Origin of the sequence: Sphingosinicella sp. LHD-64 (genome assembly GCF_031157375.1) — a bacterium.
Classification (GTDB): Bacteria; Pseudomonadota; Alphaproteobacteria; order Sphingomonadales; family Sphingomonadaceae; genus Allosphingosinicella.
The window spans coordinates 186,724-202,639 of the sequence record NZ_JAVIFV010000004.1; the positions used below are offsets into that span (position 1 = coordinate 186,724).

A 15,916-nucleotide genomic window follows, 5' to 3' on the forward strand; every position below is an offset into this window, starting at 1 on the left:
TCGCCTCAGCGCCGGCGCAGCACCAGCACCTGTGGATCGCCGCGATCGACGGCGAGGTCGAACAGGGACGCGAGCCGGTCGGCGAGGAGCGCGCTGTCGTCGATGCGAAACCGGCCCGAGACGCGCCTCTGGCCGATCGCCGCGTCCGTGAGCCGGATCGGCCGCGCCGCGCTGCGATTGGCCTCGGCCACGAGTTCGGCGAGGGTCACCGCGTCATAGTCGCGGGTGGCCGGTCCGCTCGATGCTTCCGGGGTCGGCGGCGTCGCGCGCGGGGGATCTGACGCGGTCGCCGGGTCCGCCGCGAACGCGACCGCTTCGCCCGGCGCCAGCCGCCGGACCGCCCGACCCTGGCCAGGATCGGGTGCGGGGAGGGCGACGTCGATCGCCCCTTCGAACAGGCGGACCTCGACGCGCCGGCCGCGCAGCGCGACCTCGAAGACCGTGCCGCGCGCCGTCACCCAGCCGGTGCCGGCGCGCACGACGAAGGGCTGCGGCCCGCGCGCGACCTCGAACCGCGCGGCGCCGCGCGCGAGGCGCAGCCGGCGACGCTGGGCCTCCATGTCGACCTCGAGGAGGGTGTCGCCATCGAGCCGGACCCGCGAGCCGTCGGGCAATCGCATCGTGCGCGTCTCGCCGGCCCTTGTGGCGAGCTGCCGCGTGCCGCTCGCGGCGATCGTCCCGCCGGGCGCGATCGTGCGCGCCGCGAACCAGCCCAGCGCGAGGGTCAGGCCGAGCGCGCACAGCACGGCCGCGGCGACCAGCGCCCGGTGTCGTTGCGGGGCCGCCGCCGGCGCGGGCGCGTCGGCGAGCAGCTTGCCCAGGGCGAAAATCTCGGCGGCGCGGTTATAGGCGCGCCGGTGCGCCGCGCCGCGCGCCAGCCAGGCCTCGAACGCGGCGCGATTGGCCTCGGCCTTGGGCCCGCGCATCCGGGCGAACCAGTCGGCCGCTTCGCGGGTCAGCGGGTCGTCCGGCATGGTCGGCGATGCGGTGGGTTCGTTCATGCCTCGTCCAACCCCTTGCCGATCCGCACGATCGCCTCGGCGACATGCCATTCGACCGTGCGCACGCTGATCCCGAGCCGCTGCGCGATCGCCTTGTAGCTCAGCTCCTCGACCCGGTGGAGGGTGAACACCTCGCGCGTGCGCGGCGGCAGCGCGGCCACCGCCGCGCGATAGCGCGTCCGCATCTGGTCGAGCTCGATCCCGTCCGCCTGGGTCGGCCGCACCGCGATCTCGGCCTCCACGTCGATCGGCAGGTGGGGCGCGCTGCGCCCGCGCTGCCGGGCGCGGTCGATGAGCAGGTTGCGCACGATCCGGTTGAGAAAGGCCTCGGGCGCGCGCAGCGTCCCGAGCGCGCGCGCGCCGAGCAGGCGGGCGAACGCCTCCTGCACCAGGTCGCTCGCCTCCTCGGTCGAGCGCAGCCGCGCGACCAGGCGGCGACGAAGCTGCGGCGCCTGGTCGCGATAGAGCAGGTCGAGGCGCTGGCGCGCGTCCTCGGGCCCGGGCGCGGCGCCGCCGCCGGCATCGTCCGGTGCGTCCATCGCGTCACGGCGCGTGGGATGCGCGCCCGCCGGACGGGCGGACGGGTTCAGGAAGGCGCACGAGAATATATCCCGCGCCGGGCCGTGCCTGGGGACTGTCGCCCGGCCATGAGGGACGGGCGCGCGTGATGCCTGGCGGGCTATTCCGCAGCCGGCCGCCGGCCTGGCCGGGCTGCGCCGCCCTTGTGCGTCAGATCGGCGTTCTGTTCAACTTGCGCCCCGCCGGCGTCCGGGCGCCCTCTGGCGAGGGGCATCGGCGGTGGGACCGTGGCGTCGCGGCGCCGGCCGCATCGCGGGCATTGCCGCGATCCGGCGGCTGGCCGTCCGGCAGGGGGGCGGGGTGGGCGCCGCTCCCCGCTAGGCGCGCCGCGGCGGGCCGCAACCCTGGCGCTCGCGCGCCAGGGTCCTTCGCTGCGCTGCGGCCTTGTCAGGTGCGGCCCGCCTCGTCCCGGCGCGCCTGTCCGCCCGCGCCTTGAGCCCACCCCGCCCTCCGGCCGGGGTGTGGCGCGAGGAAGGAGCTGGGCATATGGCGGTGGATCACGAGAGGCGCGCGGCGATGCAGCGGGCGGTGGCGGCGCTGCCCCTGTGGCCGCGCGAGGTGTTTATCCTCCATGCGGTGGACGGGCTCGATTATGCCGCCATCGCCGCGCGGCTCGGGATCGGCATCGACGAGGTCGAGGCGCGGTTCGCCGAGGCCATCTGCCGGATCGCGCGTATTCTTCCCAGCGACGAGGCGTGAGGCGGGGAGGGGAGGCGTCCCTGCGTTTGGCTTCGGCGGCGCCCGCGTCTAGGAAAGCATGAACCATGCGCACCGACCTCGATCACCTGCCGCCGGCCAAGCAGCGCGAGCTCGCCCGCGTCGTCCAGATCCTGTTCGAGGAGTTCGGCGAGGCGACCGCGCTCGCCACCCAGGACTGGAAGAAACAGGGCCGCATCCTGAAAGTGATCCTCTACGGCTCCTATGCGCGCGGCGGCTGGGTCGACGAGCCGCACACCGCCAAGGGCTATCAGTCGGATTTCGACCTGCTCGTCATCGTCAACGACAAGCGCCTCGTCGACCGGGTCGAATATTGGGAGAAGGCCGAAGAACGGCTGATCCGCGAGCTGTCGATCACCAAGGCCCTGCGCACCCCGGTCAACTTCATCGTCCACACCCTGCAGGAGGTGAATGACGGGCTGGCCCATGGCCGCTATTTCTTCATGGACGTCGCCCGCGACGGCATCGCCCTCTACGAGAGCGACGCGCGCGAACTGCACGCGCCCAAGCCCAAGACGCCCCAACAGGCGCTTGCCATGGCGAAGGAATACTTCGAGGAGTGGTATCCAAGCGCGATTGTTTACCTGAACACTGCAAACGGACTACGTGGGCAAGGGCGCCCCAAAGAAGCCGCGTTCATTCTCCATCAGGCGACCGAACGGTTCTACCACTGCGTCCTGCTGGTGGTGACCTTCTACACCCCGCACGTGCACAATCTTGCGTTCCTGCGCACCCAGGCCGAACGGATCGACCGTCGGCTGTTCGACGTCTGGCCGCGCGGCAGCCGGCGCGAGCGGGCGATGTTCGCCAAGTTGAAGGACGCCTATGTGAAGGCACGCTACTCGAAACACTATCGCATCAGCGAAGAGGAGCTGACTTGGCTCGGCGCGCAGGTCGAGGAGCTGAGCCGCGTCGTGCATGCCATCTGCTCGGAGCGGATCGCAGAGCTGGAGGCCAGCCAGGCGTCTCAGAGTTGACCGCCTCAATCTCTGAGATCGAATGGCGCGGACACACGCGCCACAGAAGCTAGGCGGGCATCTCACATCGGTGCGCCGTCATCGTTCGACCCATTCGCTAAAGCAACGATCTTTCAGCCTGCAGAAGGCCCATCGTCTCCGCACAATACGGAACCGGCGACCATCTCGAGCACGGCCGGATGAAGCGGGCGTTTGAATGCGCAGCCTATCACATAGCCATCTGTCCAGGCTACCTGGGCATGGCAGACCTCAAGGCCTGGAAGACGGAGCCAGACGTCCGAGCCGACGCGGAGATCCATATCACTCTCGACACGGAAACCGTGGATAGAGAGATCGATCACACGTACACGCAGAGGGGAGACGCCCCCTCGGGGCCGCAGCCCGGCTTGAAAGTCGACCAGGAGGCGCGACACCGCGCGCCCTCCTTCATCACTGGCGAGCACCCATCCAGCGCTGTGCGTTTTATTCCCCATCATGGCTCTAAGGATAGATGCGCGCCCCCAAAAATTCGGTAAATTGACCGGACTTGTCTTGGTTCGGAGACTGCCGGCGCGGTAAGCGGGGGCTGGTGGACGACCTTTGATCGCTTCCGCCCCTCGCTAGAATTACCGCTTCTGCTAGAGAATCCTCGGAAAGGGGAGCGCAACCGATTCAGGAGACGCGTATGTCCGAAGAAGATCTCAGATACGACGAGGCGCGTGCGGCCCAGGAAACGGAAGCCCTTGCCTTTGCGATCATTGGCGTCAGTTATGAACCACAAAACCACAGCGCCGTTGGGCGAATTGTTGCTCGCGCCAGACTAATGGGAGTTTACCAACCGATGGCCGTCACCAGAATCGTTGCCAATCTCACCGCGCCGGATCCAATTGCGCTCGCGAAATTTTATCAAGAGGTCTTCGGCCTCGACCTGCCCTTCGAAATGGGTTGGATCGCGTTCCTGAGCAAAAATGCGACCCAGAAGATCGAGCTGCACACAGCATCTGAAGGAGGCTCGGGCACAGATTTGCCTGTGATTTCGATCGGCGTGGACGACCTCGACGCCACCGAAGCGGCCGTTCGCGAGGCAGGGGCGGACGTGGTTTACGGCCCCGTCGCAGAAGCCTGGGGACTTCGCCGCTTCTTTTTCCGCGATCCAGCCGGCAATCTTGTGAATGTTGTCGACAGCTGAAGTACGCTGCCCGCCGTCGGCGCGCTTGATCTCGATGCGAACCTACGGCGGCTTGCAGCACGAATGACCTCATCACTGAACGGCGAAGTTGGGTCGCGAGCCGAACGGCAGCTTTGCCCACGTGCGTGGTCGGAAGCCGCCGTTCTGCTATCGGCCACATTCGGCTGTTCAGCTATACGGACCACACCAGTCGATCGCGATCATGGGATGCCGCTGGGTCAGTCGTGACCTTTGCCGTGCACGTCATGCGGCTTAGCGAGGACCGCGCTCATTCCTTCGAAGGCAAGGGATTGGAATAGCTGGTCGACAGCTGCGGGAGAGAGCTGTGTCTCTTCGTCAAGCCACCAGTGCATGACTTCCAGGAAAGCGCCGACGACAAAGTGCGTGGCAGCATCAAGCCTGATTGCGCCCTGCCTGGCCATATCCGCCAGTTCATGGCGAACCTGCCGGTCGATCCAGCCTCGAACCTCCTCCGGTATCTCGTGCTTCTTCCCGCCCAGCATCGCTAGGTGCATCGTTCGCGTCGCGTCCGCGTGGGCGAATGCAGGCCCGCTAAAGACGAAACCGCCAGCGCTCGGCTGCGAGTCCCTGGCACCGGCCATGGCACGCATGACATCAAGATGTTCCTCGATCGCTGTCTTTCTCAGGGAGTCCTTATCGGGGTAATGCGTGTAGAAGGTCGAGCGTCCGACATCGGCCCGCGCGCAAATGTCCGCGACCGTAACCGCCGCATACCCGTTTTCCGTGGTCAGTTCGAACAGCGCCGCCTGCAAGAGCCTACGAGTTCGCGCAACACGACGATCGATCGATCCGGCAGCCACGGCTGCATCCTTTCTGGGTCATGAGATATGCAGTTGTCCGGTATTGGGCGTTGCCGCACTTGGCGGCCAACAAAACCGATACTGGACATCATGTCTAGTATCTTATGCTCCCTTCGACGGTCCGCGTCGAGACCATCAGGAGGGATACGATGTGCCAGAGGCTTTTCACGATATTGCACACGAAGCTCGGCTGGCCTGCGCTCATCGCGGCCAAGTTAGCCTTGGTGCTTGTGGTACTGGTCCTGTTCGGAACTGCCGAGGCCTTCTTCTCTATGGGCGTTCCAATGGCACTGGTTCATCTCGGGGCGTTGGCCGCCATTGTGGGCCTGCTGATATGGCAGGGCGCGCATCGTTCGATGACGGCCGAAACAGAAGAATCCACATCGGATCTGCCGAAGACGCCGCATATCGGCATCTTGCTCCATTCGGCCGCCATGTACGACACACTGGCCTGGATCCTGACCTATGGTCGCGAGCGCGCCTTTCGCGAGAAGATGCTGCGTTTCGCCGAATTGCAGTCGGGAGAAGCTGTCCTCGATGTTGGCTGCGGCACCGGAACCGTAGCGCTGCTCGCCAAGAAGCAAGTCGGACCGAAGGGGCGCGTGGACGGCGTCGATGCCTCACCCGATATGGTCGCCCGAGCCACGGCGAAAGCGCGAGGGAAAGGGATCGATGTCCGCTTCTCGAACGCCATCGCTCAGAATTTGCCTTACAAAAGTGGCGAGTTCGACATCGTCCTTAGCACATTGATGTTCCATCACCTTCCGAAGGCGGGCCGCGCGGCGTTCAGCCGGGAGGTCTTCCGCGTGCTGAAGCCGGGCGGGCGTTGGCTTATCGTAGATTTTCCCAAACCGTTGCGCCAATCGCGTTTCTTCCAGCTCCATCGGCATGGTCATGTTGATTTGGACAAAATCGCAGTCGATCTCGGCGGAGGCGGATTCAGCGTTGCCGAGCAAGGTGACGTCGGAACCAGGGGACTCCGCTACCTGATTGCCCGCCGTTGCCCCGGCGTCACCCTTGAACCACGATAGATCAGGTCTGGTCGAGAAACTCTCTTGGGGAGCAATATGACAAGACCATCTACAAGACCCGCCGCCATGACTGATCAACCGCCTCCCATGCCGCGTTGGGGATGGCCTGCCGCAATTTCTCGCCGGCATTCGCCTCGACGAATCTCGCAGAGCGTGTGGCGGTCTGCAGGTCGGCCTGATGGAACTCGAATGCGATATCTCTGAGCGTGACGATGAGATCAGCGTCGTATCCAATGGATAGAGAGGACCGCCTAGTCCTCAGGCGCGACTTGGACTTCTAGCCCCGCCAGCCTTTCCTCAAAACGTATCTGACACGACAGCCGCGATGTTTTCGTGCGATGGGATGAACCGTCGAGGAGATCATCTTCATCTTCGCTCATGGGCTCGAGCCGGTCAAACCAATCGGGCGATACGATAACGTGGCACGTCGCGCAGGAACAGCAGCCGCCACATAGCGCCAGGATCTCATCACAGCCCTGATCGCGCAAAATTCCCATCACGGAGAGACCGGTTTGCGCGGGAAGCGTCTGCCGATCACCGGCCCTCGTCGTTACGGTCACTGATGACACGGATGTCTCCTCGTTCTCGCGGACAAGCCGCCGAAATACCGCCATTGACGCTGGTGGCTTTGCCGGTGAGCCGCTGTGCAGCGTCAGGGGCACCCGCTTTGATGTTGTGGGTCGGTTTGATCTACGTCCGATATCTTCCTTCGGGACGGCGCGGCCATACGCTCCCGCCGTGCGCGCCGACTGGTGACTTCGCAGCCTCTCGCTGAAAGCGCGGACCGTGACAGGTTTTCTGAAACAGGGGGTGGCTGCTCCCGTCGTCGGGTCGAGACTTCATGCATCCCGCTCCTCGGGCCAGTAGAGCGCCATCGGATTGATGACGAGAAGCTTCCGTCTGAGCGCGTCGGTCGGCGCGATACGCGGGATGACATCGACGAGGCGCCCGTCGTCGGGGACTGCGTCCTGCATGTTGGGGTGGGGCCAGTCGGTTCCCCAAAGGACGCGATTCGGATAGTCCGCGACCAGCGGGCCCACCGCCCGAATGAAATCCTTCCAAGGGTAACCGGCGGCATCGAGCCGGTCGGGGCAGGTCGTCTTCACGTAGATGTCGGGACGAGAATCGATCAACCGCCGCAACGCGCGCATGTCGGGACCGTCCGGACCCTGCGCGACATCGGGCCGACCCATGTGGTCGATAACCAGCGGAACGGGGATCGCGTCCATGAACGAGCGCAATTCCTCCAATATGTTCGCCTCGAAATAGATGACGACGTGCCAGCCCTGGGGTAGACGCTTCGAGACTTCGAGGAACTTGTCCTTGGGCGCGTCGTCGATCAGACGTTTCAGGAAGTTGAAGCGGATACCGCGAATGCCACCATTGTGCAGCGCGGCCAGTCCCTGTTCCGAAATCGCCGGATCGACGACCGCAATGCCACGCGCCCTGCCACCTGATTTGGCGATGGCGTTCAACGTGGCTGAATTGTCGGTGCCGTGACAGCTCGCTTGGACGATGACGTTGCGCGCGAAGCCCAGACGGTCACGGAGCGCGAACAGCATGTCCGGCCCGGCGTCCTGGGGCAGGTACTTGGCCTTGGCGCTAAACGGAAATCGCACCTGCGGCCCGAAGACATGGCAATGCGCATCGACCGCCCCCGGCGATGGTACGTAGCGCGGGCGAGACGGGTCGGGATGCCATGAGACGATGCGCTCGCTCATCCGAACACCAGCCCGTCCATCAATTTGCGCGCGGTGCGCAACAATGCTGCCGACTTGACTGCGCCGCCTTCGTCCAGTTCGAGTAGGCAGCTCATTTCTCCGGCGGGGTGTTCGATCGAAAGCGGCCTGTGCTGCCCGTCGGGAATATCGGCGACCTCGGCCGCAGGCGAACCGCGGATCAGGCAAGCGGTCGCCACACTGACCGCGCCGAATACGCCGATGCCGGCATGCGCGCGGTGCGGGATGAAACTGCGCACCGACACCGCGCCGCCATTTCGGGGAGGCGCGACAAGCATCATCTTCGGCACCGATTTTTCGGTGACATCGCCCAGGTTCATCCGCTCGCCGACAGCGAGGCGGATCGCCTCGATCTTGGCCTTGAGCTCAATATTGGCGTCGAGGCTGCCGCGATCCTCATAACCAGTGACGCCGACGTCTTCTGCCTTCATCACCACGCAAGGCATGCCATTGTCGATCAGCGTAACCGGCATGCCGTTGATGATGTCGACCGCATTGCCGGTCGGCAGCAGAGCGCCGCAGGAAGAGCCCGCAATATCCCGGAATTCGAGCGGGACCGGCGCATGCCGGCCCGGTACGCCGTCGATGGTCGCATCGCCGTCATAGGTCACGATACCGCTCGGCGTCTGCACGGTCGCCACCGCGATCTGGCCGGTATTTTCCAGCAAGATGGTGACGCGGGTCTCGTCTCCGTGTGCCGCGACAAGCCCGCGCTCGATCGCGAGGGGTCCGATCCCGGCGAGGATATTGCCGCAATTCTGCGTGTCGGTGACGACGGCTCGATCGACGAAGACCTGCAGGAAGAGGTAGTCAACATCGACGCCCCGTCGCGTCGATTTCGATACGATCGCGACCTTGCTGGTCAGCGGGTCGGCGCCGCCCATGCCATCAATCTGGCGGGAATCGGGCGATCCCATGACGCGGAGCAGAAAGGCATCGCGCTTCGCGACCTCGAGAGGCAGGTCTTCCTTCAGGAAATAGCCGCCCTTCGACGTGCCCCCGCGCATCCACATGCAGCGAACGCCGGCTTCAGACATATTTGAGACCCATCTCGGCGAGCTTTTCGCGCATCTTGTACATGTCGAGCCCCAGTTCGCCCGCCGCGAGCCGCGCGCGCTTGTCGGCCTCCTTCGCTTCACGCGCCTGCGCAGCCTTAAGTACATTCTCCGCATCTGCCCGTCTGACAACGCAAACGCCGTCATCATCCGCAACGATCACATCGCCCGCATCAATCACCGCGCCCGCACAGGTCACCGACACATTGACCGAGCCGAGTGACGCCTTGATCGTGCCCTGCGCGTAAACGACCTTCGACCAGGTAGGGAACCGCATATCCGTCAAATCGCGCACGTCGCGGATACCGGCATTGATGATGAGCCCGCGGCACCCACGCGCCCGCGCCGAGGTCGCAAGCAGGTCGCCAAAATAGCCGTCTTCGCAAGGGGAAGTCGGCGCGACGACCAGGATGTCGCCCTCTTTCAACTGCTCGATCGCGACATGCACCATCCAGTTGTCGCCTGGAGGCGCGGAGATTGTGACGGCACTGCCTGCAATCCGCGCGCCGGGATAGATCGGGCGTATGCCGCTGGCGAGCAAACCGGTGCGGCCCTGCGCCTCGTGCACCGTAGCGACACCGCAAAGGCCCAGGCCGTCAATGGCTTCCGGTGCGGCGCGGTCGATATGCTGAACGACGATTCCGGTCACGGGATCCTCCTGCATGTTCGCTATGACGATGCGCGGTGCAATGCCATTCGGAATGACTGGTCTTAATATAAGTTTTAGCTAAGGTTGCTGCCATGGATCTATGGCAGCTCAATCTCCGGCACCTGGGCGCGGCGGCTGCGATCTACCGGCTGGGCAGTGTCAGTGCTGCGGCCGACGCGGTAAGCTTGAGCCAGCCGGCGATCACACAGGCGCTCGGCAAGTTGGAGGCGCAACTGGGCCTGCCGCTGTTCGAACGGCGACCCGGCGGCATGGAACCGACCGAGGCCGCGCGCCTGATAACGCAGCGCGTCGAGGCGGCGCTCGCGCATATCGCCAGCCCGCGCGTCACCATGGCGCAGTTGCGCGCGCTGATCGCCTTTGCCGACGCGGGCAAATATTCGGGCGCGAGCGCGGCGACGGGCCTCGCTCCGCCGTCGCTGCACCGCTCGGTCAAGGATCTGTCCGTGGCGCTGCGGCGGCCGATGACCGAACGGCGCGGCAAAGGGCTGGCGCTGACCGAACAGGGCCGCCGCACCGTCCGCGCCTTCCGCCTCGCCCGTGCGGAATTGCAAGCCGGTCTGGCAGAAATCTGGACGTTGAAAGGCCGCGAGATCGGACGGATCGCGATCGGCGCGATGCCGCTGTCGCGGGCCAGGCTGCTGCCTGCTGCGGTCGTCGCCTTCCACCGCGTGCATCCCGAAATCGTCATTTCGATCGCCGAGGGGAGTCGGGCCGAACTGCTCGAGCCGTTACGTGACGGCGATCTCGACCTCCTGATCGGCGCGCTGCGTGATCCATTGCCCGGCGAGGATATCGAAGAGGAGCCGATGTTCGAGGACCGCCCGGTCATATTGGGCCGCAAGGGGCATCCACTCGCGGGCAGCAATCCAGGCGTGCGTGACCTCGCCCGCTATCCTTGGACCGTCGCCGCCAAAGGCGTGCCATTGCGTGCGCAGTGGGAGCGGATGTTTACCGATGCGCAAGTACCGGTGCCGGAGGTGCCGGTCGAATGCGGGTCGGTGATCACCATCCGACAGATATTGCTCGACAGCGATTTCCTCACACTGCTGTCGCCCGACCAGGTCGCGGTCGAACTCGAGGCGAACTGGCTCGACATCATATGCGACGCTCCCGAAGGATTGGTGCGCAGCATCGGCGTGATCACGCGTGCGAACTGGCGACCGACCGCATTGCAGGCGGCCTTCGTCGCGCAGCTAAAGGCAATCGCCGGTATCTGAATTTGCCAAAACTTATACCCCGTCCGCCGATTCGATTGGAGGCGTGAAGCTAGGGTCGCTAGCCGACAGTCGTGAGAGAGTTTGCGCTCATTGGCTTCGGGGAGGCCGGGAAAAGCTTCGCTTCGGCTGGCTGCTGGGGTGGGCAGGCGCGTGTCTTCGACACGCAAGACCGAGCCGCGGACTATGCCGAAGTAGGTGTTTCGGGTTGCGCGAGCAACGCCGATGCGGTGTGCGAGGTGGCCTATATCCAGAGCCTCGTCACGGCTGACCAGGCTTTGACGGCGGCGCAAACATCGGCGGCGTCGATCGCGCCCGGCACGTTCTATTTCGATATGAACTCGGTCGCGCCCGATACCAAGCGCGCGGCGGCTGAGGCCATCGAGGCAGCGGGCGGCTATTATTTCGATGTCGCGATCATGGCGCCGGTCAATCCCGCACGCCTCGCGGTGCCACTTCTGTTGTCGGGGGGGAGGGCGGAAGCCGGGGTGAGCTCTCTGGCTGAACTCGGCTTCAGCAATGTCCGCGCGGTCGGCAATGCGGTCGGGCAGGCCTCGGCAATCAAGATGATCCGCTCGGTCATGGTCAAAGGCATCGAGGCGCTGACCGCCGAGATGATGCTCGGCGCCGATGCCGCCGGGGTCACGGACGACGTGCTCGCTTCGCTCGGCGAGGGCTGGGCAGCGAAGGCCGAATATGATCTCGAACGTATGCGCAGCCATGGCCGCCGCCGCGCCGCCGAGATGGAGGAAGTCGCCAGGACGCTGTCTGCGCTTGGCGTAGAGCCGCTGATGACGCGCAGCACGATCCTGCGCCAGCGGGGGATAGCTGCATGAGCCTGATCATCGACTGCCATGGTCACTACACCGTGCCGCCGAAGAGCCACGACGCTTGGCGTGAGGCGCAGAAGGCGGCGTTCAGGACCGGCACCATATCGCCGCGCTATCCGGAAATCGGCGACGATGAGATTCGTGGGACCATCGAGGCCAACCAGCTGCGCCTGATCACGGAGCGCGGCGCGGACCTCACCATCTTCTCGCCGCGGGCCTCGGCAATGGCGCCGCATGTCGGCGACGAAGCTGTCGCCAAGGAATGGGCGATGCGCTGCAATGACCTGATCGCGCGCGTGGTCGGGCTGTTCCCGAGAACCTTCGTCGGCGTCTGCATGCTGCCCCAGTCGCCAAGCTCCGACATGAGCAATTCGATTGCCGAGCTGGAGCGCTGCGTGACCGAACTCGGCTTTGTCGGGTGCAACCTCAATCCCGATCCGGGCGGCGGGCATTTCACCCATCCGCCACTGACCGACCGCTACTGGTATCCCTTTTACGAGAAGATGGTCGCGCTGGACGTGCCGGCGATGATCCATGTCTCGGGCAGCTGCAATCCCGCGATGCACGCGACGGGCGGTTATTATCTCGCCGCGGACACCGTCGCCTTCATGCAGCTCTTGGAAGGCGACCTGTTCGCGGACTTCCCGACACTGCGCTTTGTCATCCCGCATGGCGGCGGCGCGGTGCCGTACCATTGGGGGCGTTATCGCGGTCTTGCCGACATGCTGAAGAAGCCGGTGCTCGACACGCATCTGATGAACAACATCTTCTTCGACACCTGCGTCTATCACCAGCCGGGTATCGACCTGCTCGCCGATGTGATCGACAACAAGAATATATTGTTCGGCTCCGAAATGGTCGGCGCGGTTCGCGGCATCGACCCCATCACCGGCCATTATTTCGACGACACCAGGCGCTACATCGACGCGCTCTACATCAGCGATGCCGAGCGCCACGCGATTTTCGAAGGTAATGCCCGTCGCGTCTTCCCGCGTCTCGACGCGCTGCTGAAGGAGCAGGGGCGTTGAGCAAGGACATCCACGAATATCTCGCCGAGTTCGACGACATTCCCGGTACTCGCATCTTCACTGCGGCCCGGGCGCGGCAAGGCTATCATCTCAACCAGTTCTGCATGTCGTTGATGAAGCCCGAGAATCGCGAGCGGTGGAAGGCCGGCGAAGCCAGCTATCTGGCCGATTGGCCGCTGACCGATGAGCAGCAGCAAGCGCTGCGCGCGCGCGACTATAACCGGCTGCTCGACCTGGGCGGCAATATCTATTTCCTGTCGAAGGTCTTTTCGACCGATGGCCTCTCATTCGTGCAGGCGGTCAGCACCATGACTGGCATGCTGGTCGAGGACTACCAGGCGATGATGCTTGCCGGCGGCCGTTCGCCCAACGGCGTGCGTTCCAAGAAGGACAAGCGGTAGTGGCTCGGATCACCGCAGGCGTGGCCTCGAGCCATATCCCGCTGCTCGGTCTCGCTTCGGATCTCAACAAAACGGGCGAAGATTATTGGCGCGCCTGTTTCGCCGGTTACGACTGGACCAAGCGGTGGGAGGCCGAGCAGAGGCCCGACGTCGTCATCCTGGTCTATAACGACCATGCCAGCGCGTTTGACATGAAGATCATCCCGACCTTCGCGATCGGCTGCGGCGAACGCTACAAGCCGGCGGACGAAGGCTGGGGGCCGCGGCACGTGCCCGATGTGATTGGCCATCCGGATCTTGCCTGGCATGTCGCGCAATGCCTTATCCTCGACGAATTCGACATGACGATCATCAACGAGATGGATGTCGACCACGGCCTGACCGTGCCGCTGTCGATGATGTTCGGAAAACCTGCCGAATGGCCGGTCAGGGTCGTCCCGCTTGCGGTCAATGTCGTCACCTATCCGCCGCCCACCGGCAATCGCTGCTGGAAACTGGGCGAGGCTATCGCGCGCGCGGTCGAGAGCTTTCCCGAGGATCTGAACGTGCAAATCTGGGGCACGGGCGGGATGAGCCACCAGCTGCAGGGGCCTCGTGCTGGCCTGATCAACAAGGAATGGGACAACCGCTTTCTCGAGGATTTGACCGCAAATCCCGAACGACTGCGTCAGATCCCGCATATCGAATATCTGCGCGAGACGGGCAGTGAAGGCATCGAGATGGTCATGTGGCTGATCATGCGCGGCGCGCTCGGTGCGAACGTCAAGGAATTGCACCGTCACTATCATGTCCCGGCCAGCAACACGGCGGTCGGACATATCATATTGGAGAAACGGCCATGAGAATTGCGCTCGCAGGCGCCGGCGCGTTCGGGGAAAAGCACCTCGACGGCCTCGAGATTATCGACGGCGTAGAAATCGTCTCGGTGATCAGCCGCCGCGCCGAACAGGCCGCCGATGTCGCCGCCAAATATGGTGCGCGGCACAGCGGTACCGAGCTCGAAGAAGCGCTGGCGCTGGACGATGTCGATGCGGTTATCCTCTGCACCCCGACACAGATGCATGCAGCCCAGGCCATTGCGTGCATGAATGCCGGCAAGCATGTGCAGGTGGAAATCCCGCTCGCGGATAGCTGGGCGGACAGCGAAGCCGTGCTCGCCAAGCAGAGGGAAACCGGTCTTGTCTGCATGGTCGGCCACACCCGCCGGTTCAATCCGAGCCACCAATATGTCCACAACAAGATCGTCGCGGGCGACTTCAACATCCAGCAGATGGACGTGCAGACCTATTTCTTCCGCCGCAAAAATATGAATGCCAAGGGCGAAGCGCGTTCATGGACCGACCATTTGCTCTGGCATCATGCCGCGCACACGGTTGACCTGTTCGCCTATCAGGCAGGCAGAATCGTCCAGGCCAACGCGATCGAAGGGCCGATCCATCCCGAGCTCGGCATCGCGATGGACATGTCGATCCAGTTGAAGAGCGAAAGCGGCGCGATCTGCACATTGTCGCTGTCGTTCAACAATGACGGCCCGCTGGGCACTTTCTTCCGTTATATCGGCGACAGTGCCACATATATCGCGCGCTACGATGACCTGGTTACAGCGAAGGAAGAGCCGATCGACGTCAGCCATGTCGATGTCTCGATGAACGGCATCGAGCTGCAGGACCGCGAATTCATCGCGGCCATCCGTGAGGGGCGCGAACCGAACAGCTCGGTGGGGCAAGTGCTCGATTGCTACCGCGTGCTTGATGCGCTGGAAAAGCAACTGGCTGGCGGATAGACCCGTCCACGCTGGCCGCTGGCTATATCTTGAACTCGGCGAAGGTTTCGGGCGCGAACATTTCCTCAACCGTGAGCCGCCTCGGCGACAGACCCTGCTCGTGGTGATAGCGGGTGAAGGTCTCGATCACATGACGGTTGCGATCCACGCCATAGGGCCACCATTCGTCGCCCATCGTCGCAGTCACATCCTCGACCATCGCGATCTGCCAGGGCAGCATCGTCTTGAGCGATGCGGACACCCGCAGCTCCTCATAGGTTCGACACTGTGCCTGGGTAAACGCCTTGAACAGCGCCTGCGCGACCCAGCGGTGCCGCTCATAGACATCGCGCCTGATCGCGACGACATGCATGATCGGGAAAATGCCGGTCTTGGCGAAATAGGCTTTCTCGACCGCGACGGAATCGGGAAACAGGCGGCGCACCCTGTCCGGTTCCGAATAGAATGTGCTCGGCGTGCGCGCGGTATGTAGCGCATCGATCTCCCCGTCGGCGAGCATCCGGGAAAGCGTCTGCGTCGGTCCGATCGGCTCCACCCTGAACCTGCCCGGAAGATTCAGCTTCAATTTCTCTTCGCGCCCCGGCTCTTCTTCGCCGCCGGTCACATAAATGACGCTCGCCGGGTCGACGCCATATTCGTCCTGCAGAATGCCGCGGATCCATACCGGCGCGGTCATCTGATATTCGGGCACGCCGATACGCTTGCCAACCAGGTCCTCGGGCCTTTGGATCCCGCTCTTGGTGGAAACGAAAATGCAGGAATGACGGAAAAAACGCGACGGAAACACCGGGATGGCGATGAAAGGTGGATCGTCGCGTCCCAGGGTCACGCAATAGGATGACATCGATAACTCGGCGGCATCGAATTCGCGGTTGCGCAGCATGCGGAAGAACGTCTCTTCG

The 15,916-nt window shown here is 64.1% G+C and carries 19 protein-coding genes; 10 read left to right on the forward strand and 9 right to left on the reverse strand.

The window, feature by feature from the left end:
* Positions 1 to 5: 5 nt before the first annotated feature.
* On the reverse strand, positions 6 to 1,001 hold the full coding sequence (locus tag RCO27_RS14355; protein ID WP_309003384.1) for a FecR domain-containing protein: 996 nt from the start codon (positions 999 to 1,001) through the stop codon (positions 6 to 8).
* Complete coding sequence (locus RCO27_RS14360; protein ID WP_309003385.1) at positions 998 to 1,540, reverse strand: sigma-70 family RNA polymerase sigma factor; 543 nt, start codon at positions 1,538 to 1,540, stop codon at positions 998 to 1,000. The genes RCO27_RS14355 and RCO27_RS14360 overlap by 4 nt, the downstream gene beginning before the upstream one ends.
* A 526-nt stretch (positions 1,541 to 2,066) precedes the next feature.
* Between RCO27_RS14360 and RCO27_RS14365 the strand changes: the two genes are divergently transcribed.
* Complete coding sequence (locus RCO27_RS14365) at positions 2,067 to 2,279, forward strand: sigma factor-like helix-turn-helix DNA-binding protein (protein WP_309003386.1); 213 nt, start codon at positions 2,067 to 2,069, stop codon at positions 2,277 to 2,279.
* Positions 2,280 to 2,344: 65 nt separating this feature from the next.
* A complete protein-coding gene (locus tag RCO27_RS14370) occupies positions 2,345 to 3,274 on the forward strand; it encodes a nucleotidyltransferase and HEPN domain-containing protein (RefSeq protein ID WP_309003387.1) in 930 nt (309 codons plus the stop codon).
* Positions 3,275 to 3,387: 113 nt separating this feature from the next.
* On the opposite strand, the gene RCO27_RS19275 is transcribed toward RCO27_RS14370, so the two are convergent.
* On the reverse strand, positions 3,388 to 3,750 hold the full coding sequence (locus RCO27_RS19275) for a PilZ domain-containing protein (protein WP_374990389.1): 363 nt from the start codon (positions 3,748 to 3,750) through the stop codon (positions 3,388 to 3,390).
* A 188-nt stretch (positions 3,751 to 3,938) separates the two neighbouring features.
* On the opposite strand from RCO27_RS19275, the gene RCO27_RS14375 reads away from it, so the two are divergent.
* Positions 3,939 to 4,442, forward strand: coding sequence for a VOC family protein (locus tag RCO27_RS14375; RefSeq protein ID WP_309003388.1), 504 nt, complete (start codon positions 3,939 to 3,941; stop codon positions 4,440 to 4,442).
* A gap of 218 nt (positions 4,443 to 4,660) precedes the next feature.
* Here the strand turns inward: RCO27_RS14375 and RCO27_RS14380 are convergent, their stop codons facing one another.
* Positions 4,661 to 5,263, reverse strand: a complete 603-nt coding sequence (locus RCO27_RS14380; protein WP_309003389.1) for a TetR/AcrR family transcriptional regulator — start codon at positions 5,261 to 5,263, stop codon at positions 4,661 to 4,663.
* Between the two features lie 149 nt (positions 5,264 to 5,412).
* Between RCO27_RS14380 and RCO27_RS14385 the strand changes: the two genes are divergently transcribed.
* On the forward strand, positions 5,413 to 6,294 hold the full coding sequence (locus RCO27_RS14385; RefSeq protein ID WP_309003390.1) for a class I SAM-dependent methyltransferase: 882 nt from the start codon (positions 5,413 to 5,415) through the stop codon (positions 6,292 to 6,294).
* A 251-nt stretch (positions 6,295 to 6,545) separates the two neighbouring features.
* On the opposite strand, the gene RCO27_RS14390 is transcribed toward RCO27_RS14385, so the two are convergent.
* The 4 genes from RCO27_RS14390 to ligK all read right to left on the reverse strand — a co-directional run bounded on the left by RCO27_RS14390 (position 6,546) and on the right by ligK (position 9,737).
* Positions 6,546 to 6,863, reverse strand: coding sequence for a 2Fe-2S iron-sulfur cluster-binding protein (locus RCO27_RS14390; protein WP_309003391.1), 318 nt, complete (start codon positions 6,861 to 6,863; stop codon positions 6,546 to 6,548).
* Positions 6,864 to 7,133: 270 nt separating this feature from the next.
* Positions 7,134 to 8,015, reverse strand: a complete 882-nt coding sequence (locus RCO27_RS14395; RefSeq protein WP_309003392.1) for an amidohydrolase family protein — start codon at positions 8,013 to 8,015, stop codon at positions 7,134 to 7,136.
* Entirely contained in the window at positions 8,012 to 9,070 is a 1,059-nt protein-coding gene (locus RCO27_RS14400; protein ID WP_309003393.1) for a 4-oxalomesaconate tautomerase, read from the reverse strand. The genes RCO27_RS14395 and RCO27_RS14400 overlap by 4 nt, the downstream gene beginning before the upstream one ends.
* Entirely contained in the window at positions 9,063 to 9,737 is a 675-nt protein-coding gene (ligK, locus tag RCO27_RS14405) for a 4-carboxy-4-hydroxy-2-oxoadipate aldolase/oxaloacetate decarboxylase (protein ID WP_309003394.1), read from the reverse strand. The genes RCO27_RS14400 and ligK overlap by 8 nt, the downstream gene beginning before the upstream one ends.
* A 92-nt stretch (positions 9,738 to 9,829) precedes the next feature.
* On the opposite strand from ligK, the gene RCO27_RS14410 reads away from it, so the two are divergent.
* From RCO27_RS14410 to RCO27_RS14435, 6 genes are all read left to right on the forward strand, one after another.
* On the forward strand, positions 9,830 to 10,975 hold the full coding sequence (locus tag RCO27_RS14410; protein WP_309003395.1) for a LysR substrate-binding domain-containing protein: 1,146 nt from the start codon (positions 9,830 to 9,832) through the stop codon (positions 10,973 to 10,975).
* 71 nt (positions 10,976 to 11,046) lie between these two features.
* A complete protein-coding gene (locus RCO27_RS14415) occupies positions 11,047 to 11,808 on the forward strand; it encodes a DUF1932 domain-containing protein (RefSeq protein WP_309003396.1) in 762 nt (253 codons plus the stop codon).
* Positions 11,805 to 12,830 carry an amidohydrolase family protein gene (locus RCO27_RS14420; protein ID WP_309003397.1) on the forward strand — a complete coding sequence of 342 codons (1,026 nt, stop codon included), beginning with the start codon at positions 11,805 to 11,807 and terminating at the stop codon, positions 12,828 to 12,830. The genes RCO27_RS14415 and RCO27_RS14420 overlap by 4 nt, the downstream gene beginning before the upstream one ends.
* Entirely contained in the window at positions 12,827 to 13,231 is a 405-nt protein-coding gene (gene ligA / locus RCO27_RS14425; RefSeq protein ID WP_309003398.1) for a protocatechuate 4,5-dioxygenase subunit alpha, read from the forward strand. Before RCO27_RS14420 ends, ligA begins: the two co-directional genes overlap by 4 nt.
* Positions 13,231 to 14,073 (forward strand): class III extradiol dioxygenase subunit beta, encoded by an 843-nt coding sequence (locus RCO27_RS14430; RefSeq protein ID WP_309003399.1) that lies wholly within the window; start codon positions 13,231 to 13,233, stop codon positions 14,071 to 14,073. Before ligA ends, RCO27_RS14430 begins: the two co-directional genes overlap by 1 nt.
* Positions 14,070 to 15,014 carry a Gfo/Idh/MocA family oxidoreductase gene (locus tag RCO27_RS14435; RefSeq protein WP_309003968.1) on the forward strand — a complete coding sequence of 315 codons (945 nt, stop codon included), beginning with the start codon at positions 14,070 to 14,072 and terminating at the stop codon, positions 15,012 to 15,014. Before RCO27_RS14430 ends, RCO27_RS14435 begins: the two co-directional genes overlap by 4 nt.
* A gap of 22 nt (positions 15,015 to 15,036) precedes the next feature.
* Here RCO27_RS14435 and RCO27_RS14440 read toward each other — a convergent pair whose 3' ends face one another.
* Positions 15,037 to 15,897 (reverse strand): ABC transporter substrate-binding protein, encoded by an 861-nt coding sequence (locus RCO27_RS14440; RefSeq protein WP_309003400.1) that lies wholly within the window; start codon positions 15,895 to 15,897, stop codon positions 15,037 to 15,039.
* Positions 15,898 to 15,916 lie beyond the last annotated feature (19 nt).